General features: G+C 39.8%; 20 protein-coding genes. 17 read left to right on the forward strand and 3 right to left on the reverse strand.

The features are described from left to right. Positions 1 to 11: 11 nt before the first annotated feature. The 3 genes from DI060_RS01200 to DI060_RS01210 are packed head-to-tail and all read left to right on the forward strand — an operon-like array spanning position 12 to position 3,967. The gene (locus tag DI060_RS01200) at positions 12 to 2,024 is read left to right on the forward strand and encodes a tetratricopeptide repeat protein (RefSeq protein WP_108972862.1); all 2,013 of its coding nucleotides are present in this window, start codon (positions 12 to 14) and stop codon (positions 2,022 to 2,024) included. Then, complete coding sequence (locus tag DI060_RS01205) at positions 2,021 to 2,806, forward strand: hypothetical protein (RefSeq protein WP_108972864.1); 786 nt, start codon at positions 2,021 to 2,023, stop codon at positions 2,804 to 2,806. Before DI060_RS01200 ends, DI060_RS01205 begins: the two co-directional genes overlap by 4 nt. Positions 2,807 to 2,809: 3 nt before the next feature. Then, positions 2,810 to 3,967 (forward strand): CapA family protein, encoded by a 1,158-nt coding sequence (locus DI060_RS01210; RefSeq protein WP_108972867.1) that lies wholly within the window; start codon positions 2,810 to 2,812, stop codon positions 3,965 to 3,967. Here DI060_RS01210 and DI060_RS01215 read toward each other — a convergent pair. Beyond that, entirely contained in the window at positions 3,919 to 4,698 is a 780-nt protein-coding gene (locus DI060_RS01215; protein ID WP_108972869.1) for a hypothetical protein, read from the reverse strand. The genes DI060_RS01210 and DI060_RS01215 overlap by 49 nt on opposite strands. A 100-nt stretch (positions 4,699 to 4,798) precedes the next feature. On the opposite strand from DI060_RS01215, the gene rpsF reads away from it, so the two are divergent. The 14 genes from rpsF to DI060_RS01285 all read left to right on the forward strand — a co-directional run bounded on the left by rpsF (position 4,799) and on the right by DI060_RS01285 (position 18,435). Further along, a complete protein-coding gene (rpsF, locus tag DI060_RS01220; protein WP_108973966.1) occupies positions 4,799 to 5,074 on the forward strand; it encodes a 30S ribosomal protein S6 in 276 nt (91 codons plus the stop codon). Then, the gene (locus DI060_RS01225) at positions 5,067 to 5,501 is read left to right on the forward strand and encodes a single-stranded DNA-binding protein (RefSeq protein WP_108972871.1); all 435 of its coding nucleotides are present in this window, start codon (positions 5,067 to 5,069) and stop codon (positions 5,499 to 5,501) included. Before rpsF ends, DI060_RS01225 begins: the two co-directional genes overlap by 8 nt. A 65-nt stretch (positions 5,502 to 5,566) precedes the next feature. Beyond that, on the forward strand, positions 5,567 to 5,851 hold the full coding sequence (gene rpsR, locus DI060_RS01230) for a 30S ribosomal protein S18 (protein WP_108973968.1): 285 nt from the start codon (positions 5,567 to 5,569) through the stop codon (positions 5,849 to 5,851). 9 nt (positions 5,852 to 5,860) lie between these two features. After that, on the forward strand, positions 5,861 to 6,307 hold the full coding sequence (gene rplI / locus DI060_RS01235; protein ID WP_108972874.1) for a 50S ribosomal protein L9: 447 nt from the start codon (positions 5,861 to 5,863) through the stop codon (positions 6,305 to 6,307). 19 nt (positions 6,308 to 6,326) lie between these two features. Beyond that, positions 6,327 to 7,664 (forward strand): replicative DNA helicase, encoded by a 1,338-nt coding sequence (gene dnaB / locus DI060_RS01240; protein ID WP_108972876.1) that lies wholly within the window; start codon positions 6,327 to 6,329, stop codon positions 7,662 to 7,664. A 21-nt stretch (positions 7,665 to 7,685) separates the two neighbouring features. Further along, a complete protein-coding gene (gene aspS, locus DI060_RS01245) occupies positions 7,686 to 9,482 on the forward strand; it encodes an aspartate--tRNA ligase (RefSeq protein WP_244594243.1) in 1,797 nt (598 codons plus the stop codon). Between the two features lie 9 nt (positions 9,483 to 9,491). Continuing rightward, positions 9,492 to 10,502, forward strand: coding sequence for a PhoH family protein (locus tag DI060_RS01250; protein ID WP_108972880.1), 1,011 nt, complete (start codon positions 9,492 to 9,494; stop codon positions 10,500 to 10,502). Continuing rightward, entirely contained in the window at positions 10,499 to 12,871 is a 2,373-nt protein-coding gene (locus DI060_RS01255; protein WP_108972882.1) for an HD family phosphohydrolase, read from the forward strand. The genes DI060_RS01250 and DI060_RS01255 overlap by 4 nt, the downstream gene beginning before the upstream one ends. Then, positions 12,868 to 13,335, forward strand: coding sequence for an rRNA maturation RNase YbeY (ybeY, locus tag DI060_RS01260; protein ID WP_108972885.1), 468 nt, complete (start codon positions 12,868 to 12,870; stop codon positions 13,333 to 13,335). The genes DI060_RS01255 and ybeY overlap by 4 nt, the downstream gene beginning before the upstream one ends. After that, positions 13,335 to 14,084, forward strand: coding sequence for a DNA repair protein RecO (gene recO / locus DI060_RS01265; RefSeq protein ID WP_108972887.1), 750 nt, complete (start codon positions 13,335 to 13,337; stop codon positions 14,082 to 14,084). Before ybeY ends, recO begins: the two co-directional genes overlap by 1 nt. A gap of 2 nt (positions 14,085 to 14,086) precedes the next feature. Continuing rightward, the gene (locus DI060_RS01270; RefSeq protein ID WP_108972889.1) at positions 14,087 to 14,332 is read left to right on the forward strand and encodes a hypothetical protein; all 246 of its coding nucleotides are present in this window, start codon (positions 14,087 to 14,089) and stop codon (positions 14,330 to 14,332) included. Positions 14,333 to 14,336: 4 nt separating this feature from the next. Then, entirely contained in the window at positions 14,337 to 16,112 is a 1,776-nt protein-coding gene (gene argS, locus DI060_RS01275; RefSeq protein ID WP_108972891.1) for an arginine--tRNA ligase, read from the forward strand. After that, the gene (locus tag DI060_RS01280) at positions 16,109 to 17,359 is read left to right on the forward strand and encodes a nicotinamide-nucleotide amidohydrolase family protein (RefSeq protein ID WP_108972893.1); all 1,251 of its coding nucleotides are present in this window, start codon (positions 16,109 to 16,111) and stop codon (positions 17,357 to 17,359) included. Before argS ends, DI060_RS01280 begins: the two co-directional genes overlap by 4 nt. Positions 17,360 to 17,367: 8 nt before the next feature. After that, positions 17,368 to 18,435 (forward strand): hypothetical protein, encoded by a 1,068-nt coding sequence (locus DI060_RS01285; protein WP_244594244.1) that lies wholly within the window; start codon positions 17,368 to 17,370, stop codon positions 18,433 to 18,435. On the opposite strand, the gene DI060_RS01290 is transcribed toward DI060_RS01285, so the two are convergent. Together DI060_RS01290 and DI060_RS01295 are read right to left on the reverse strand one after the other, a co-directional pair. Further along, entirely contained in the window at positions 18,419 to 19,429 is a 1,011-nt protein-coding gene (locus DI060_RS01290) for a response regulator (protein ID WP_108972895.1), read from the reverse strand. The genes DI060_RS01285 and DI060_RS01290 overlap by 17 nt on opposite strands. Beyond that, a complete protein-coding gene (locus DI060_RS01295; protein WP_108972897.1) occupies positions 19,429 to 20,553 on the reverse strand; it encodes an LIC_12097 family sensor histidine kinase in 1,125 nt (374 codons plus the stop codon). Before DI060_RS01295 ends, DI060_RS01290 begins: the two co-directional genes overlap by 1 nt.

The raw sequence follows: 20,553 nt of genomic DNA on the forward strand, positions 1-20,553 counted from the left end.
GAGAACCACTCATGTTTCAAGCAATTAAACACAGCACTATCCTAATCCCATTCATTTTCTTCTTATCGGCAGCCACGGTCTTTTCTGCCCCGCTCACAGAGGAAGAAAAACCCTGTTCGAAAGGCGAGAGAGGAATTCCCCTCTCTTACTACCTTTCCAGAGCCTACCAAGCACAAAGATCTGGTTTTCACAAAACTGAAGAGAGAAAAACAGAGGAAGCAAAAAAGCAACATAGGCAAGCCATTGAATACTTCAATCTGTACCACTCGTGTTTGGAGGAAAGAGGGCAAGGGCCAAGTCATCTTTCGGCAAGGTCTTTGGCGTCTAGCCATTTGGAGTTGGACAATTTTGCAGAAGCAGAGTCCTGGGCTGATAAAGCGATCACCATCCAAAAAGCAAAGGAAATACCTTCCCGAGAATTGTTGCTACTAAAGAGTCGAATTCTGTTGAAACAAGGTAAGTTGGAACCGGCAGGCCTTTTGTTGAGAACATACTTAGCCGAGTATCCCAATGACCCGGATTTTCTCTACTATCTCGGCAATATCTATTTTGATTTAAAATCTTGGAATCGGTCGTATTTGTATTTTCTCTCCTTACGAAATGTACTCCTAGATCGAGATCGAGGCTCTCGCATTTTGCCTATCGTGGCAAAGTATTTAGGAGAATTAAATTACAAACTCGACCATTCTGAAAAATCTACACAATACTATGAAGAGTATTTGGAATCATCGCCGAATGATACTGAAATCCGATATAAACTCGCCCAGATTTATTTTACTTTGGAAGATTTTTTTAAAGCAAAAAAACATCTAGCCTACATCCGCCAGATCAACCCACGTGAAATTGATGCTTCACACATGTTAGGTGAGATGTACTTCTTGTATAGCCGAGTGTTTGCACCCAATTTTTTTGCAGTCTTAGAAGCAGAGAAAAAAATCCCAAGAGATGGTGTAGTTCTCTTTCTCCATAGATACCTAAGAGGGGATACAGAGGGCCTCTTGCCCCTTGTCGCAAAGTACGTAGAAAAAAATCCCAATCGACTGAGTACACAAATTCTTTTTGCCGATTTGATTCCAACATCTTACGCAGAAGAAAGGTATAAGGCTTACGTCAATGTAGCATCTATGTCCTACCAATACAGACAGTATGAATTAGCAAAGAAGTACTTTGCAAAAGCACTTAGTTTGAGTGGCGAAGTTGATTCCTTAAAAAAGGAATCAGGAAATTTATGGGAAAGGATATCCCAATGTGAAGAGATGCAAAAAAATTACTACTCAGCTCTTTTAGACTTGAGGGAGGCATTGAGATTCATTCAGGACCCAACAATGGAAGATCTCATGAACCATAAACTCGTGTATTTACTTCTAAATCCAAAAATCAATCGTATTGAGGACGCCGAAGTCGTGATCAACAAATTGATCCAAAAAGATGCAAACAAGGCCGAGTATTTTTACACAAGAGCGGCGATTGAATCGCAAAAGGAGTTACATGCAAATGCACTTAAGTCTTTCACAAAAGCAAATGAACTCAAAAAAAACGATCCTAACTTTATTTTCTTTTTGGCAGTTGCACATGACCGCGTTAAAGACCAAAAAAAGTCGGATGCAATTCTCGAACAATTGATCCAAAGCCATCCAGAATACCCTAATTCCTACAACTATTTAGGATATTCATACGCAGAACGAGAGATCGAGAAAGAAAAGGCTGAGAAATATTTGGTAAAGGCAAATGATCTAGAACCTGACAATGCGGCCTTTTTAGATAGCCTCGGTTGGATCTATTTCAAACAAAACCGTAGAAAAGAGGCGATGTTGTATTTACATTTTGCTGAACTTGTTTCAGAGGAAAAGAAACAAGAAGACTTTGTGATATTTGATCACCTAGGAGATGTATATCGTTCAGATAAGGACTTAGTGAAAGCACAATACTACTATAAAAAAGCGGAAGAAAATGCGAAGACTGATTCTCTGCAAAAGAAAATTCAAACAAAATGGAAACAAGTCAGCAAGGAACTTTCTAAATGAAGTATTTCACTCTACTTTTATTCTTACTACTCTTGCACTGTGAGTCAAGTCCTGACACCGATGTAAATTTCATTGGCAAGGATGGATCTAAGTATTCTTCTGCAAAGGATCCAAATGCCATCCTTTTGCTGAAAGGGATATCGTCTAATTCATCCCTTTACACATCCTTTCGGGGTGAGTTTACGATGAAAATCCAGGTGCTCGTTCCCAAGAAAGAAACCTTTCTCGTGGACGGAAAGATATTTTTTTCTAAAGAAAAGGGGCTCCTAAAAATCCAGCTAATGGATACTTTTTTCGGGCTGATTTTTTCTGAATTGATTGCTTCACCCACAGAGATTTCGATCAAACCGAGTGGTTCAAATAAAGCCTTCAACCAACCCATGGGTGATATTGTGATCCAAGATCCAAATACAAAAAAAAATATCCAATTGCCCTTCCCAGTCATATACCAATACCTTTCTGGGACGTTTCAGAATGAAATCACTTCACCTAAGGCTCGTTTTATGGCAAAAGAAGGGAGGATATTGTTAGAAAAGAAAGACGGAATCTACGAATATTTCTTTGAAGAATCGCTTCCGATTCGGATTGAATTGTCTAGCCCCGCACGTGGTTTAAAAGCTGTGAGCATCGTACAAGAAAAGGATAGGGTAAATGCACACCCAGCCAAAGCAGTGCTTTCCAAGGTAATTTCCTTGAGCGATGACAAAGAGAATGCATTGATATTACTAACCATGAAAAAAATCAATAAAACGGAAGTACCGATCAACACCTTTACCTTTTGATCTATGCGATCTAACTTTTGCATACTGGCTGTCATTTGTGTTTCATTTTCTTTTTTAGGTGCAGATGACCCAGATCCTATAGAACCTCCTGAGCCGAACATTCAGGCTCCCTACGAAGATTACTATCGTTTCCAAACTAGTTCTGGAACGGGGTATCGTATCGAGGGTACAACCAAAATTTGGGTGGGGGGGGATGTGATGTTCAATTGGGCAGTGAGAGACTCGATGAAAGGTGAGGACCCTTTACTTCCTTTTCGTTCATTCACATCCTTGCTTTCGAATATGCACTTTCGAATGTTGAATCTAGAAACACCTATCTTGGAAAAAAAACCAAACCCTGATAAGTTGAAGTCCTATGTTTTTTATGGAGTAAAGTCCGATCTCCAGATCCTAAAAACTATGGGCATTGATTCTGTTTTTTTGGGGAATAACCACACCATGGATTTAGGTGAAGAAGGCCTAAGAGAAACCATCCGGATTCTATCTGATTCAAATTTAAAATGGGCAGGTGCAGGCCTTACAGAAGAAGAATCCTACCGTCCCATCGTATACCAAAGAGAAGGCATTGAATACAGAGTGTTCTCTTTTTCTGATGTCGGTGAGACAAGGCTCTTTGCCAATCATAAATCACCAGGTGCAGCCTATTTCAGAGTCGGAGTGGCCGAGAGATTGGTTCAAAAAACAAGGAGCAACCAAACAAATATTCTATCCCTTCATTGGGGAGTAGAGTATAGCCCTGAGCCAACAGAGGTACAGAGGCGGACCGCTAAATATTTAGTAAACGAAGGGTATCAAGTTATAGTTGGTCACCACCCTCATGTCCCGCAAGGCATCGAAGTCTTTCCTAAAGGTGTTGCAATTTATTCTTTGGGTAATTTTTTATTCGGTTCAAAAAACTCATATCTAAAACACAATATTTCCTTGGTACTCCATTACCAAGGTGCGAAACTTGTTTGTTTAGAAATCATTCCTATTTTCGGAAAACACCAGTTAGTCCCAGGAGAGGCTTACTTTAGTCCCCTCTTTGGGAAGGAAGCAGATGATTTTTTGAAGGAGTATGCAGTGCAATGTAAGAATTTAGGAACTGAACTTATCGTCTCGGGTGGAAGGGCTTATGTTTTTTTGGATAAAGAACTGAAGGCTAAAGTAAAGCCATATTGAAGCCAAACAAGAATCATCCCTATCACCAGAAATACAAATCCTATCTCTAAGAGAAAAACCTTCAAAAAAGAAAAAAGTCCGAGAAAAAAAGAAGTAACCAAAAATACAGAAGCAATTCGTAGTAGTAGACCTTTTTCGTATAACCAAAAATAGATGCCTACCACGGCCACATATAAATACAAACAAAACCATTTCAGCTGGCTTGTGGACTTGAGATATTCTAAAGAGGGTAACATTTCCTCGGCATTTTTAGAATCGAGTAAGTTGAGTATCAAAATATTCTCAACCAGGTCGCAAAAGCCCCCGACCACCAAGACAGCAACCATCACCAAAAAGATTTTCAAAAAAATTGATCGAACTCTCCTACCTGCATAGTGGCCAGTATATGCAAAAAATGCCATATAACAGAAAATAAATCCAAAATCAAAATAATTGAGAGTTCGGTATTGGCTTGTCAACTTGGGAAATTCTTCCGTTTCTTGGGTGCCAATGATGTCCTGCACATGTTTCGGTGTCTCAGACATTTCCAAAGCAATGATGGGGGATCTAAATCCAGAATGGGTTTCTGAATAGGGCTCTTTGGGAGAGAAGATTTGCAAAAATCCAGAGTAGACCAATAAAAAGATGCCGAGTCCGAGGCCCCAGATCTCAGGAAAATTGATTTTTTCTTTCATTTTGTCCGTATACGCCATGAAAATAGCCAATTCCAAGGAACCAAGAAGAAATTCCATTGACCCTGGCTTTCCCAGCAAAATCCTATCCCTAAACCCAAATTTTAAGGTTCTTCTACTTCTGGATTTTCATCACGGAAGTATACCCATAGGAGACAATATGAGAAACTACGAAATCACGAATATCCTTCGTGAAGGCGCAGTGGACGAGGGTAAGTCTGCCGTTAAAGACATTCTCTCTAAACACGCCGTTACCATTCAAAACGAAGAGGATTGGGGCAGTAAACGCCTTTGGCACCCAATTGGACAAGAGGAACAAGGCCATTTCACCTTCACGAAATGCCAAGGTTCTCCGGCAGAAATCGCAAAGATCGAGCATGAGTTTAAATTAAATCCAAACATACTCAAATCACTCGTAATACGCGCAAATGGCTAATGATCTCAACAAAGTATTGTTAATTGGTCGGTTGACCCGCGACCCCGAATTTAAATCGGTTAACGGTAGTTCTGTTGTTAACTTCTCAATTGCTTCAAATCGGACTTATGTATCGAATGGAGACAAAAAGGAAGAAACAAACTACTTTGACTGTGTAGCTTGGGGTAAATTAGCAGATATTTTGAAACAGTACACTGGGAAGGGCAAACAAGTCGCTATTGAAGGTAGACTTCAGCAGCAGACCTGGGACACACCAGATGGAAAAAAAGCATCCAAGATCAGAATCTATGTGGAAACCTTGCAATTATTAGGTGGCCAGATGGGTGGTTCTGTGGATAGAGGCGAGCCAAGCTCCACTGCATATGATTCCGGGCCAAGCGGTGGCTATGATGATTTTACTTCCGGAGACGAAGATATCCCATTTTGATAGGTATACAAATGAACGATTTAATAGATGATAAAAGAATGGATTCCCGTGATAGCATGGACTCCATGGATGATGATGAGAAAGGTGGTTTCCGTGGAAAGGACGGAGATGGTAAGTTCGGTAGAAAGAATGCAAAGTATAAAAAGAAAGTTTGTAAATTTTGTGCTGATAAAACGCTCCTTGCAGGTTTAGATTATAAACGTATCGATATTTTGGAACGTTTTGTAACAAACCGTGGAAAGATCATCCCAAGAAGAATCACTGGAACATGCGCGAAGCACCAACGAGTGCTTGCCAGAGAAATCCGTAAAGCAAGAGCAGTATTGTTGCTCCCACATAAAGTTCTCTAGGAGTTAATCATGAAAGTTGTATTACAAAAAGATGTATTAAATCTAGGTGATGCTGGTGACGTAAAAGAAGTCGCTGATGGTTACGCTCGTAATTTTTTGATTCCACGAAGACTTGCGGTAAGAGCAAATGATGGTAATACCAAAATGGCTCTTCACCAAAAGAAACTTGCTGGTTTAAAGAGAGAAAAGCGCGTAAAAGTCATGAAAGACTTAGCTGCTCAAATTGATGGTAAAACATATGAAGTAACGGTAAAAGTTGGAGAAAATCAAAAGCTTTTTGGATCTGTTACTGGCAATGATGTTGTGAACGCTATCAGAAAGACTGGCGTTGAAATCGACAAACGTAAGTTAGAGATTGCAGATACAATTAAAAACCTAGGCGAGTATAAAGTTAAAGTTAGGCTCGCTGAAGGTGTTGTACCACAAATCCTAGTAAAAGTAGTCGCAGAGGCTTAAACAGAGCTTTTCGACCACTATGAGTTCCAACCCGCTTCATGAGATAGAATCGGAGAAGAATCTCATTGGCTTTCTGCTCACACGCGGCGTCGTTGGGCAGGAAGACATTGGTCTTGAACCAAATGATTTTTATTTAGAAATCCACCGCCGTATCTTCCAAGCCATAGACGAATTGATCAGCGAAGGCATCGCCTTAGATGCTGTATCCGTCACAAGCCACATGCGTGAAAAAGGACTCTTCAAAGATGAGTCCAAAGATTTAGTATATCTAACATCTGTTTTTCGGGATACAGTTCCGACCCAAAGTTTAGATTATTATATTCGTAGGATCAAACGGAGCTCGGACAGGCGTAAATACTTAGAAAAACTATCTGTATCCATCGAGAAAGTAAAGTCTGAACCTGGGGACAATGATACTGTCTTTAGTGAGATTGAACAATCGCTTATGGACATCTCAAGGCAAGAGAGATCCAAAGGTCTTCGATTGGTCAAAGATGATAAACTGAGTCTCATAGAATATATCCAAAATGTTGTTAAAAACAATGTGGACGGAGGGGGTATCACTGGCCTGCGTACTCATTTCTCAGGTTTGGACAATGCCACAACAGGCTTAAAACCTCATGAGCTTCTAATCCTTGCCGCAAGACCTGGTAATGGTAAAACTACGTTTGCTCTAAATGTCGCCTCTAACGTTTGCTTCAAAGAAGGAAAAACAGTAGCCATTTTTTCTTTGGAAATGAGTCGTTTGGAACTTCTTCTAAAGATTTTAAGTGCGGAAGCTCGTATCGATTCCTATGCTTTAAAATCGGGTTCACTCACACCTACTCAGCAAATCCAAATTAAAGATGCAATCCTTACGGTAACAAATGCTAGTTTATTTATTGATGATTCTGGATACTTAACTATACAAGAGTTTTCAGCAAGGATGCGCCAGTTAAAATCCACTGAGAACATTGGTCTTGTGATTGTTGATTATTTACAGTTGATGAGTGATCCAAAATCGGCAATGGGTGGAAGGCAACAAGAGGTTGCAAGTATCTCGCGTGGTCTCAAACAAATGGCGCGAGAGATCGGCTGTCCCATCATTGCGCTCTCCCAGATGAATCGATCCATCGAATCTCGGACCAAAGACCAGAGACCTCAATTATCTGATTTGAGGGAATCTGGTGCCATTGAGCAGGATGCTGACATCGTTTGTTTTATCTACAGGGAAGAAATGGTTAAACCTCCCGAAGAAGTTTTGCCTGAAAAACGTGGAATGGCAGAGATCATCATTGCTAAGAATAGATCTGGAGCAACAGATAGTTTTGAACTAATGTTTAATCCCAAAATATCTCGATTTGATAATAAACTCTAAAAGGAAAGTACATTGAGTAACGTGAAAATTAATGAATTTAAAAGTAGAATCCAGGCCGAGTCAGTAACTGACAAGCTTTTGGGACAGACATTGCTTTTTGCAGGTTGGGCGTTTCGTTACCGCGACCAAGGTGGAGTGATCTTCATTGATTTAAGAGATCGTTCTGGAGTCATACAAGTTGTTTGTAGAAAGGAACTTCTGGGAGAACAATTCTCAAAAGCTGAGAAAGTAAGAGCTGAGTATGTGATAGCTGTCCAAGGCAAGTTAGCTTTGCGAGATGAAAATTCCGTGAATCCAAAAATGAAGACGGGAAAATTTGAAGTAATCGTTGAGACAATAGAACTTTTGAACCCATCAAAAACACCACCTTTCGCTTTGGATGAATTTGATCCCACAGGAGAAGAGGTTAGATTGAAGTATCGTTACCTTGATATGAGACGGGAAGAACTAAAAGACAGATTGATCTTACGTCACAAACTTGTATTTGCGATCCGAGAGTATTTAAATGAAAAAGGATTTTTGGAAATTGAAACTCCTATTTTAAACAAATCTACTCCTGAAGGAGCACGAGACTTTCTTGTTCCCTCTCGCTTGAACCAGGGTCAATTTTATGCCCTCCCGCAGTCACCACAATTATTCAAACAAATCTTGATGATTGGTGGAATGGAACGTTACTTCCAAATCGTTAAATGTTTTCGAGACGAAGACTTAAGAGCTGATAGGCAACCAGAATTTACTCAGTTGGATATGGAATTTGCTTTTGTAACTGAAGAAGAACTGCAAACCGAAATTGAGTTGATGTGGGCTTTTGCTTTGGACAAAGTGTTCGGAGTAAAAATCCAAACTCCATTCCAGCGGATGCCGTATTCGGTAGCTATGGAAGAATACGGAAGCGATAAGCCTGATATTCGTTTTGGGATGAAATTGGTAAATGTATCCGATCTAGTAAAAGACTGTGACTTCCAAGTATTTACGGGCGCCCTACAGTCTGGTGGGGTAGTGAAGGCCATCTGTGTTCCTGGAGGATCCAATATTTCTAGAAAAGAAATAGAAGATTTAACTGCCTGGTTGAACCGAGACTACAGAGCCAAGGGCCTTGCCTACATGAAACACGGTGCACAAGGATTGGAATCAACCATCACCAAACGATTCTCCCCCGAAGCATTGACTGAGATTGCGAAGCGTGTGGGTTCCAAAGAAGGGGATATGTTATTTTTTGGAGCAGATGCAAGCAAAATCGTCAACGCTTCATTAGGTGCACTCCGGTTAAAGCTCTCTGAAAAATACGACCCACCCAAATCAAAGTTTAATTTTCATTGGGTTGTTGACTTTCCTATGTTTGAACAAGACGAAGCTACAAAATCGTGGACCTTTTTACACCACCCTTTCACCTCTCCTAAGGAAGGAGATTGGCAGAAGCTATCGGATTGGAAAGAAGGAAAAGATGTCAATCTCTCTGAAATCAATGCAAAGGCGTATGATTTAGTTTTAAATGGGACAGAGATTGGTGGGGGAAGCATCCGTATTCACAACGCAGACATCCAATCCCTCGTATTTTCTGCCATTGGAATTCAGGAAGATGCCGCAAAAGACAAGTTTGGTTTTCTTCTGGAGGCACTTTCCTTTGGCGCTCCCCCTCATGGTGGGATTGCTTTTGGGATTGATCGAATCATGATGATCTTAACGGGTGGCACTTCCATTCGGGATGTGATTGCATTTCCAAAGACCCAGAAAGGCCAGTGTTTGATGAGCGAGGCCCCAGGAATTGTGGAAAACAAACAATTAGAAGAGTTGAAATTAAGGATCATTCCTATCTAAATACTCTACATGGATAAAAGTTTTACCTTTTCTTTGGAGCCACTCTATGGTGTCATTTGTGGGATCGGGGATTCTCAAATTCCGCTCTGGGAAAGCCGTTTGAAGGTAAAACTCATACCTCGTGGAAAGTCGCTCATCATACAAGGTGAGGACGATTACGTGAATGTGGCAATTGAGACATTCACAAGAATTGAAGAAAATTTCAAAAAACGACCTGACAAAACTGATTTTTCAGTCTTTGATATAGACTACATGATGAATCAGGCTAAAGAAGCTAACAAAGGTTGGCCGACTCCAGGGACACAGGATTTCCCTCAGTCTGATTCCGAGACTGATTGGAGTCCAAAAGACAAAGTATTTGTTACATTTAAGGGAAAGCCAATTTTTCCCCGAACCAAAAACCAAGAGAGTTTTGTAGATAGCCTTAGGAAAAATTTTATTACCATAGCAATGGGACCTGCTGGGACAGGAAAGACTTTCTTATCCATTGCAACGGCTTGCCGTATGATGCAAACAGGTGAAGTAGATAGATTGGTTTTAACGAGGCCAGCCGTGGAAGCCGGAGAGAATCTTGGATTTTTGCCTGGAGATTTGACCCAGAAAGTAAATCCTTATTTGCGTCCGATCTATGATGCGCTACATGAATGCATAGGCTTTGAAAAAACAACTGAGTACATCTCTGTCAATAAAATTGAAATCGCACCTATCGCTTTTATGAGAGGTCGCACGCTTTCTAATTCTTTTATCATATTGGATGAAGCACAGAATTGCACTCTTCCCCAATTAAAAATGTTTTTAACACGATTTGGAAAAAATTCTAAGATGGCAATTTCTGGTGATGCCACACAGATTGACCTTGCACATGGTAGATCCGGATTAGAAAAAACAGTTCACACTCTTCGAGGGATCAATGGGATACAGACGATTTTTTTTGGAAGAGAAGATATCACGCGCCACCATATAGTAGAGGCGATTGTTAGACGATTTGAAGAGAATGAAGGATTGTTTGAAAAAAGATGAAACCATTTTTTGAATCCACAATGGCCTCCATTACCGATTTCTTAACGACCGTTAGGCCAGTTAGAACAGTTCGTAACATTCAGATAGTTTTGGTATCCCTTACGTTACTTTTTGTTACCTACAATCTCGCAGTGCCTTTTTTTGGCCAAAAAAAAATCAATACTTCTGCGGAGGGTCAATTCTCTGAGGGAAAAATTGCGCCCGAGACTGTTCAGTCAGCAAAAGAATTTTACTACGAAGATGAAGAAAAAACTCAACAAGAGAGAATTAAGGCAAGGGCAAGCGTACCATACTCCTTTGATAAAGATTATACAGTTCTAAGTGCAGGCATCGATGTAAACCTCTCAGAAGATATTGAGCTTTTACGTACCTTAAACCTCGATGGCCAAAAGCCTAGCCCCCAACAAGTAAAAGAAAGAATCCCAAGGTGGAGGAATCGCACCAATGAAGAACTGCAAGCGATTCTCGATTATCCCAAAAAGGAAAAGTTAAAATCGTTCATCCAACAATACACAAATCTCATCTTTTCCAGGTACTGCATTGTAAAAGAGGAACTTTCCTTCCAAAAAGAATTGGAAAAATCTGGCGCAAAGGTTAGAAACATAGGGACACAAGATGGCTCCTACTTAATTGATGCTACCCTGATCCTTCCGCGTTCTCAAATCTATAAAGAAGGCCCCATCTTATCCGCCTTACAGAAATTAGCAGAAGATAAGCTTCCAAATGTTTCTCCCATCCTCTTAAAGTCCGTATCTAGAATCGGTCTTTACTATATATTCTCATATCCTGCCTGCACTTTTAATGCAGAAGAGACCGATTTTGCCAGAAAAAAGGCGGAAGCATCCGTTACAGTGCAGAGGAGTAGGATACAAGCGAACGAAATTATTGTACGTGCAGGCGAAGTCATCACTCCTGCCGTGAAGTTAAAAATCGACATGATGAATCGTTATGCTACGAGAGCCAATGTCGCATCCATTGTTTCAATCTTCATCTCACAATGCGTTTTAGTTGCTATCATAGGTTTTTACCTAATCCGATACAGGCCCAATCGATTGAATGATCTATCCAGCAATTTAATCATCTTTATCACTTTATGGATTGTTATCTTTTCTGTTTATATTGTTTCAAAAACATATTATGCTAATGATATTGAATGGGCGGGTAAATATTACTTTGCTCTCTTTGTGCCAGTTGGGATGATTTGCCTACTTCTTGGATTTGTCTACGATGAGCAGCTTTCCATAGCGATAGGATTCTTTCTTTCTTTTGCTGTCTTTTTTGCCTCTCGTTATAACGCCACCTCATTTATGTTAGCATTTACTGTTGCAGTTGTGAGTGCTGTGTATGGTAGAAGTTTGAAAAAAAGGATTGATTTCTTAAAAGCAGGCATACTTTTGAGTTTTGTTCAAATCCTCATTTCAACAGCAGGATACTTGTTTGACGGAAGAGACTTTTGGACAAGCTCTCCCGAACTTAGTTTTTTTTCCAATTTAAGTAATTCTAACATCTTTCATTTGGTAATCCTTTGTTTTATCAATGGATTTGCGAGTGCGACTGCAGTTCAGTTTTTGTTGCCAATCTACGAGTATGTGTTCAATATCCCAACACGTTTCAAATTGATTGAGCTCGCAGATACTGGCCACCCTCTATTACAACAACTCTTAACCAAGGCTCCATCAACCTACACACATACCTTCATGGTGGCGGCCATGTCGGAGAGAGCCGCTCAAAATTTGAATTTGAATTGGTTATTAGTGAGAGTTGGTGTTTATTTCCATGATATTGGCAAAATTCCCAATGCTGGTTTTTTTATCGAAAACCAACACCTAATCCCGAAACCTGAGCACATTGATAAAAACAATCCATCCTTAGCTGCCAAGACAGTGATCGATCACGTATTGGATGGAATCGAAATGGCCAAGAAGGCTCGCCTTCCTAGAGAAATTATAAATTTCATTCCAGAACACCATGGTACCTCTACTATGGCCTTTTTTTATCATAAAGCACTCCAAGATTTACCAGCATCTGCCCGAAAAAATATTAAAAAATCCGATTTCCAATACCCTGGTCCGATTCCCCAATCCAAAGAGACCGCTATCGTGATGTTAGCTGATTCCTTGGAAGCGGCGTCTCGTTCATTAGATGATGTATCCTCTGAAAGTTTAGATGAACTCATCCGAAAGATTGTTAACTCAAAATTGGCAGAGAATCAATTAGATGAAAGTGGCCTTACCTTCGGTGATTTGGAAGTCATCAAAGCAAGTTTCAAAGAAGTATTGATTTCCAGTTTACACCAAAGACCAAAATACCCAAAACCTGAAGATACAAAAGCGCTTGAGGCAGCCGCTAAATCAAAACAAAAGCGATGAGTGAAAATCCGAAAGAGATTTTTCTTCAGATCTTTGATGAGACAAATTCTTCGTTTTTAGACATGCATTTAGTGCAGAAGAATGTGGAACGAATCCTTTCGAGCTTACTTCCAGAATCTTTGCATTCTGTGGACTTAGACTTGTTGTTTGTAGATGACCAAGCCATGAAACAAATCAATTCAGAAAGACGTTCCTTGGAAAAAACAACAGATGTACTTTCTTTTCCGCTCTACCAAGCTGATCTCAACATTCCACACCAACATTTGGGAGAAGTTGTGATCTCGGTTGATACCTTAAGTCGGCAAGCAGAAGAGATCGGACATAGTAAAATTGAAGAATTGTATCGTCTGCTAGTGCATGGAATCTTGCATTTGCTAGGTTATGAACATGAAACAAATGAGGCGGACGCACAAAGAATGAGAGCCAAGGAAGATGAATGTTTGGCTATGATCTTTAACTCCTAATGGCTCTCAAAAAAGAAAAAGGAATCGTTATTGAATCGATGGATTTTGGTGAGTCCGATCGAGTTTTCAGTTTGATTGGCGAAAGCCAAATCAGGCAAAAGTTTATTTCGAAAGGCATTCGCAAATCAAAACGTCGGCCCATTGCATCTACCGAACTGGGCTCACTCGTAGAGATAGACTTTTACGATGAACCAACAAAGGAATGGAAGTCGATCAAAGAAATCCATCTCCTAAATCGTTTTGACTCTACGAAGTCTTCCTACCTTGGGACACTCTCCATCATGTACTTCACAGAATACCTTTCCATGTTGTATCCAGAAGGGGAGAGCCATCCTTTTTTGTTCCAGCTTTTAGAGGGAACCCTCCAGACCCTTGAGACAGACGGCAATTTGCTAACACTCTTGCCTTTTTTTAAGTTGCGAGCTTTGGCTCATCTTGGTCATTTTCCGAGTGAGTTCTATTGTAGCTCCTGCGGTGAAGAAGTCTTACACAAAATGGCTGCCTACTTTTCCCTCGACCAGAGGGAGTTCATTTGTGGTAACTGCCATAGTCTTCCCAAAAACCAAATCCATCTGATACAGCTCATGAGGATTTTTTTGAGCAAACGATTCTCTCATCTCCAGGGTCTGTCGATAGAACCTGAGCATCTCAAGGAGCTTGACCAAATCATGAACCAATTCTTTCGCTTGGTCACGGGAAAAGAAATGAAATCTTACTTTGAATTTTACAAAAGCCTTGGAAACTCGTAATCGTGAATGCTTTTACCAAGACTCTACTCATCACAATGACTCTTTCAGTCTTCTTTGTCTCGTTCCAGTTGTTGTTGCAACTAGAGTCCAAAAAGAACAAATCGAATCCTAGCAGTCGACTTACCTATAAACGTGAAATTACAATCCGAAAAGATTCACAAAACATCCCCCAATTCCTAACAGAATACAAAAGGTATTCTTTCCTACTTTGGGAGAGAAGCCATCCAGATTCTGAAGTAAAGAAATGAAACAATGAAAATAGAAACCCTTATCAAAAATAGAGTTCTCTCATATCTAAGTACTGCTGTGCAGTCCTACATAGAAGAGGATAAACAATCGATCCAGTTAGATAGCCTTAAAATTCGTATCGAATACTCTCGGGATGAAAAGTTCGGAGATTATTCCAGTCCTTTTGCTATGGAAAATAAAAATATATTTGGAAAAGCTCCCAAAGACATTGCAGAAGGGGTGATCAAGCAGTTTGCCAATCAGCCATTTTTTTCGGAAATCAGTTTTTCTCCACCAGGGTTTATCAATTTCAGGATCGATCCCAAGATCCTTTGGTCCTACGCTAAAGAAAGTTTGGTTTCTAAAGACTATTATGCAAAAGTAGAAAATAGAAAAAAAATAAACTTAGAATTTGTTTCGGCAAATCCAACAGGACCTATGAACATAGTGTCCGCTAGATCCGCAGCTTACGGAGACGCGCTGGGAAATTTACTTTCAAGCCTAGGACATTCTGTTCACAAGGAATTCTATGTGAATGACTATGGCAACCAAGTAAATCTTTTAGGAGTTGCCGTGCTCCTTAGATACCAAGAACAGAAAGGCATTCCTTTGGTTTTCCAAGAGGAAGATGATGGGCGAAACCTTTTTGATCTGATTGAATTAAATGTACTCCCAAAAGAAAGTTATAGGGGAGAGTACATTAAAGAGATTGCAATTACATTTGGAAAGGTCGAAACAAACAAAGCACACTTAGAGTCACTGATCTCTGCAAAAGATTGGCAAAGAGCGATATCACTTTTATCAGATTATGCCGTCGAATACAATCTAAAACAACAGAAAGAGGACCTTTCCCTATTTGGAGTGCAATTTGATGAGTTCTTTCGAGAGAGTAGTTTGCATACATCTGGCGAGGTAAACAAAGTTCCAGAAAGATTGAAAAGGGAAGACCTTTCCGAGGAACAAGGAAAATTACTCTTTCTTTCGACACATTATCAGGATGATAAAGATAGAGTGATCCGCAGAGAAGATGGAAGGCCGACCTACCTAATGGCAGATATTGCCTACCATCTCAAAAAATATGAAAGAGGTTTCGAGGAGCTCATTGATATTTGGGGACCTGACCATTATGGCTATATCGCCAGATTGAAAGGTTCCATGGTCTCTGCAGGGAAAACACCAGACAGCTTTAATGTTTTGATCGCTCAACAAGTTAATTTAATTGAAAACAAAGAAAAGGTAAAGATGAGCAAACGTTTGGGGATCTTCCAAACAATGAGGGATTTGTTATCCTATCTTGGAAAAAGTGCCAGTGATGTTGGACGCTATTTTTTTCTAATGAGATCGGCAGATGCTCCTCTCGATTTTGATTTGGATTTAGCAAAAGACGAATCAGACAAAAATCCCGTATTTTACATTCAATATGCCCATGCAAGGATTTCATCCATATTTAGGGAATTAGGTGAGGCTAGTCTTCTCGACGTTCCTGTAGACTTTAATACATGGGGAAAACAAGAGGATAGAATACGACTTTTATTTTGGGTCAGTCGATTTTCAGAAGAAGTCTATGATTCCGCCTTAACACGTGAGCCTCACCGCCTAACAAATTACCTACAATCCCTAAGCAAATCCTTTACCCGTTTTTATGGCCAAAAAGAAAATCGAATCAAAGAAAAGACGGGAGAGGAAAGAGAGAGTTTACTTTTGCTATGTAAAATGGTACAAAACGTTCTAAAAGAAGGATTAACCATTTTAGGTATATCTGCTCCCGACCAAATGTCCAAAAGTGAGCCAAATGTATGAAACCAATCGTTACCATACTCTCCACTGGTTCAGAATTGACAGCTGGCAGGAGCATTGATACCAATTCTGGTTGGATAGCCGTGCAACTTGGGGAACTGGGTTGGAAGGTTAACCGTTTTGTCGTCATGCCAGATGATCCAAGGATCATATTGTCTGAGTTGAAAGCCTTACAGTTGCAGGCCAAAGAAAATCCAGACGTTCCATCCCTTGTGATCATGACAGGCGGTCTTGGGGCTACTGAGGATGATTATACCCTTCAGTGTGCCTTAGAACTGAGTGGCCAGAAAATGGTGATCAATGAAAAAGCAAACATACGTTTGAAGTCATTGTATGCTGCAAGGGGTAAATCCTATACCGATATTTTACCCACTGTTATGCGCCAAATACATTATCCAGAAAATAGTTATGTTTTAGAGAATGGTTCTGGATTGGCTGTGGGCTTTGTTTTGAATCTTTCTGAGAATGCTTACTTAGCCTGTATGCCAGGCGTACCCACAGAAATGAAGGATATGTATAAAAAGAGACTCCTACCTTTTTTAAAACGGACTTTTGAAAAAGGAGAGCTTTACCAGAAAAATCGCTGGATCTGGGGAATCGGAGAATCCCTTTTCCAGGCTGAATTTATATCCAAACAGAAAGACTTATTAGATGCTGGCATGGAATGGGGAGTCACTGCACAGAAGGGCTTTATCAAAGCGATCTTTCAGGCAGAGCGTGAGGATCTCGTTGACCAAGCCATAGCTAGGTTAAAGGATGCATACCCTAACCAAAATACGGAAGATGTATTTTCTTTTCTACATGAAACTCTCAGACTAAACAAACAAACAATCTCCGTAGCAGAAAGTTGCACAGGAGGTTTGTTAGGTGGAAAAATCACGGATGTGCCTGGTTCCAGTGCCTATTTTTTGGGTGGCCACCTGGTATATTCCAATGAGCAAAAAATTAATTTACTCGGTGTATCGGCTGATTTGATCGGAAAGTTTGGAGCTGTCAGCGAAGAAGTCTGCAAAGCAATGTTAGTAGGACTGGAAAAAAGTATCCCTTCAGATTTTCAATTGGCCATTACGGGCATAGCTGGTCCAGAGGGTGGATCGGAGGACAAGCCGGTAGGTACGATTTGGATTGGACGGAAAAGAAAAGGTTCTGATCCAGAGGCCTTTTTGTACCAAATGCCTGGGAACAGAGAAATGGTACGAGAGAGTGCAGTGAATACGGCCCTCTATTTGTTGAGTAAACTTTTAAAGTAAGGGGATATATGCAGATCATCTTCAATACACTCATCTTTTCGGTATTATTCTTTTTTCTTTGGGATGTCGAATACAGCATGGTTCCGTCCATTCGCGAGACTTGGGTTTGGAATAAAGAAGGAGCTTTTGGAACAGCCTCACCAAAGCTTGGAGAAGTACCTACCCAAACCTTGAACGGTTATAAGATAGGTGATAAGTTCTATTCATTCTCTCTTGGAAAATCTTCGCAGTATACTGATCCGAACTTTGTTGATTTTGCTTTGCTCGGAAAAGGTTACATTGAATACCAAAAGATTGGTGATTCTGTGAACTTTTTCTCTGAAAAGGGAGAACTCTTTTGGAACAAAGATATCAATTCCTATCCTCGGTCTGGATATTTTGCATCTCCCGTATTGTACCTATCAGGTGATAATAATACTGTATTTCTCATGGATGTGAGTGGTAACAAATTAGGAAAAGGTGCTCTCCACGGAAGGTTTTTAACCGATTACGATTTTGATAAAAAAGGCAATGGAGCCATCGTATTATTTTCTGGGGGAGAACTCTACCGAGTGGACGAAAAGGGAAACACTCTTTTTGAGAAAGATCTCTCCTCCGAAAAACCAGGAGCATTTTTTAAAAGTATTTCACTATCACCTAACGGAAAGTTGGCATTGATACACTTTTCCCTGAATCAAAAAGATTTTTTTGGATTGCTTGATGAAACAGGTGAGCTAGAGGAAGAATGGGAAATCCAAAACGTTTATACGCATAAACTATACTTTGCCATCAATGATAAGGCAAAATTATTAGTCAATTTTCCTGATAAATTAAGTTTCCAAGAGAAAGAAACTTTACTATGGGAGATCCCCAAACAGAAAAAAGGTGGTGTTTACCAAGTTTCATTTGTCTATGCTGGCGGATTTGTATACAATTTAGAAAATGAAATTGTCTTTTTGGACGAGAACGGAATCGAATTGAATCGAAAATCTATCCCTTTGGATGAAACTCCGATACGACTCTTCCCAGGTAAAGCGGAGAATGTTTTTTATTTGGAAACGAAGAAGGATATATACCAGTTTAGATACTTTCCTTAGTATTGATTTCATAGATAGAGAGTGCTTTGAATCCCGACCTACCTTCACGATTCACCATAGCAATGGTTTCTGTGCACTTCCCAGGTTCTATGTTGAATATCAATTGGTCCGATATTTCACGGCAGATGTAGAGGCCACGACCATGGCTATCACCCAATCCTTTGGGAAAGCCAGTCGATTCATCCACACTTATATGGCGATCCAACCGATGTAAAATCTCTTCCTTACGAAGGCTACCAAATTGGTCTCTGACAACGATAAAGAGTGTGGTATCTGTTGAACCATAGCCAATTGTAAAATAATCATCTTTTGATAACTCAATATTATCTACGGCTACTACCATATCGTGGGATGGAATTTCGAATTGGTATTTGTATTCTCCCTCGCTTGTTCTTGGTGCACGTATCATGGCATTAGAGGTTAGTTCTTCAAGAACTTGTTGGATCGCTTTAGGTGCTCCCAGCTGAATCAGATACTTGGATATTTTACCACAGAGGATGGATCGATCTTGGTCTGAAGTGATTTGTTTGTAGATGACGCCATTTTTGGGAGCATCTTCAAACTCAGTGTTTACATTATCTTTTTTGATTATAAATTCGGAACCAAAGTACTTCTCAACACCAAAGATATCATTGCTAAGTAACTTATCTACCATAACCTCTATGAGGTGAATGTCTAAAAAAGAATATTTAGGAATGATATTCCATATATTTAGCTCTTTGGCATAATGAATATAGTCATTGATATTATATGCAGTCATCAAAGAGTAAATGGTATTTGGATAGTTTGTTTGAATATGCTTTACAATATCAATGCCTGACTTACCAGGTAGTCTAATATCTGTAATGGTTAGATCAATTTTTTCGTTTTGTAAAATAGTCATTGCTTCATCAAAATTTTCTGCACCAAAAACGCGGTACTTGTTTGATAGAAGGTCAATGATTGCCTCTCGGATGGAATGAATATCTTCAACGATTAGAAGTGATTTTTGCATCAGGCTGTGACTCCTTCTGTCGAATCCAGAACTGGAAAAGAGATTTTAAATCTAGTTTTGTTATCGGAGGACTTTACGCTGATATTCCCTTCATGTTCCTTTACGATAGAGTGACAAATCGAAAGTCCCAATCCTGTCCCCGTACCAGATTTGTTGTTCGTAAAGAATGGATCAAAAATTTTATGGATGATGGAATCGGGAATTCCACCTGCATCATCTTCCACGATGATATGTATCATATTTTTCGTTTTTCGAATGCTCACATTGATTTCACCAGCTCGGTAATCAAATGCCTGGAGAGAGTTGCGAAATAGGTTCATAAATAAACGTTCCATTTTGGCAGGGTGGAACGGGAATTGATAGTCATTGTCATAATCTATCTTCCAGAGTATGTTTTTGCTCAAATGAGGGTACAGTCTTGCAATCGTATCCTTTGCCCTATGAATCGTTTCTGCTATATTCCCAAGTGTAACTTTTACTTTTTCGGATTTTGCAAAGGAGATGATGTCAGATACTATCATGGCTGCCCGTGCCGTATCATTCTTAATCATTTCCAATCGTTTTTCGATTTGTTCTGGGTTTGCGGTTTTCCAACTTGATGCCAAATTTTGAAGAGTTAAACTAATGCCTGTCAGTGGATTGTTTAATTCGTGTGCAATACCAGAGACCAAGATACCTAAGGAAGCTAGGTTCCGCATTCGGAAAGATTCTTCTTCCTTTTCCTTCTGTTTGGTGACATCTGATATCTTCTCAACAATCCAAAACTCACCTTCATTTTTTGGATAGGGGTAAAATTCTATATTTAAAGTTTGTTTTTTTTCCTGAGTGCGAATAAAGATTTCCCGAGAAGTTTGTTTTTTTTCTTTTACCTGCATCTTACTGTAGGGACAATAGGGGCAAATTTCACTCTTTTGGTAGAGTACTTCGAAACATTTTCTGTTTAAAATCTTTTCAAATTCAAATATTTTTACAAAATCTATTGTGGCTAGATTTGCTCTTTGGATGTTGAAATTGGAATCAATGAGAACAATGGGATCCTGCACTACATCATAAATAGCCTCTAGCTCTCTCGCTTTCTCTGTGATCTGCTCCACTGTAGTCTCTGAATTATTGGGAGAATTCAT

This window comes from Leptospira ryugenii (genome assembly GCF_003114855.1).
In the GTDB taxonomy this organism is placed as follows: Bacteria; Spirochaetota; Leptospiria; order Leptospirales; family Leptospiraceae; genus Leptospira_A; species Leptospira_A ryugenii.

What these genes read in the sequence shown, in the direction of transcription:
- DI060_RS01200 (WP_108972862.1), top strand. Translation starts at nt 12, where the DNA reads ATGTTTCAAGCAATTAAACACAGCACTATCCTAATCCCATTCATTTTC.
- DI060_RS01205 (WP_108972864.1), top strand. Translation starts at nt 2,021, where the DNA reads ATGAAGTATTTCACTCTACTTTTATTCTTACTACTCTTGCACTGTGAG.
- DI060_RS01210 (WP_108972867.1), top strand. Translation starts at nt 2,810, where the DNA reads ATGCGATCTAACTTTTGCATACTGGCTGTCATTTGTGTTTCATTTTCT.
- DI060_RS01215 (WP_108972869.1), bottom strand. Translation starts at nt 4,698, where the DNA reads ATGGAATTTCTTCTTGGTTCCTTGGAATTGGCTATTTTCATGGCGTAT.
- rpsF (WP_108973966.1), top strand. Translation starts at nt 4,799, where the DNA reads ATGAGAAACTACGAAATCACGAATATCCTTCGTGAAGGCGCAGTGGAC.
- DI060_RS01225 (WP_108972871.1), top strand. Translation starts at nt 5,067, where the DNA reads ATGGCTAATGATCTCAACAAAGTATTGTTAATTGGTCGGTTGACCCGC.
- rpsR (WP_108973968.1), top strand. Translation starts at nt 5,567, where the DNA reads ATGGATGATGATGAGAAAGGTGGTTTCCGTGGAAAGGACGGAGATGGT.
- rplI (WP_108972874.1), top strand. Translation starts at nt 5,861, where the DNA reads ATGAAAGTTGTATTACAAAAAGATGTATTAAATCTAGGTGATGCTGGT.
- dnaB (WP_108972876.1), top strand. Translation starts at nt 6,327, where the DNA reads ATGAGTTCCAACCCGCTTCATGAGATAGAATCGGAGAAGAATCTCATT.
- DI060_RS01250 (WP_108972880.1), top strand. Translation starts at nt 9,492, where the DNA reads ATGGATAAAAGTTTTACCTTTTCTTTGGAGCCACTCTATGGTGTCATT.
- DI060_RS01255 (WP_108972882.1), top strand. Translation starts at nt 10,499, where the DNA reads ATGAAACCATTTTTTGAATCCACAATGGCCTCCATTACCGATTTCTTA.
- ybeY (WP_108972885.1), top strand. Translation starts at nt 12,868, where the DNA reads ATGAGTGAAAATCCGAAAGAGATTTTTCTTCAGATCTTTGATGAGACA.
- recO (WP_108972887.1), top strand. Translation starts at nt 13,335, where the DNA reads ATGGCTCTCAAAAAAGAAAAAGGAATCGTTATTGAATCGATGGATTTT.
- argS (WP_108972891.1), top strand. Translation starts at nt 14,337, where the DNA reads ATGAAAATAGAAACCCTTATCAAAAATAGAGTTCTCTCATATCTAAGT.
- DI060_RS01280 (WP_108972893.1), top strand. Translation starts at nt 16,109, where the DNA reads ATGAAACCAATCGTTACCATACTCTCCACTGGTTCAGAATTGACAGCT.
- DI060_RS01285 (WP_244594244.1), top strand. Translation starts at nt 17,368, where the DNA reads ATGCAGATCATCTTCAATACACTCATCTTTTCGGTATTATTCTTTTTT.
- DI060_RS01290 (WP_108972895.1), bottom strand. Translation starts at nt 19,429, where the DNA reads ATGCAAAAATCACTTCTAATCGTTGAAGATATTCATTCCATCCGAGAG.
- DI060_RS01295 (WP_108972897.1), bottom strand. Translation starts at nt 20,553, where the DNA reads ATGAATTCTCCCAATAATTCAGAGACTACAGTGGAGCAGATCACAGAG.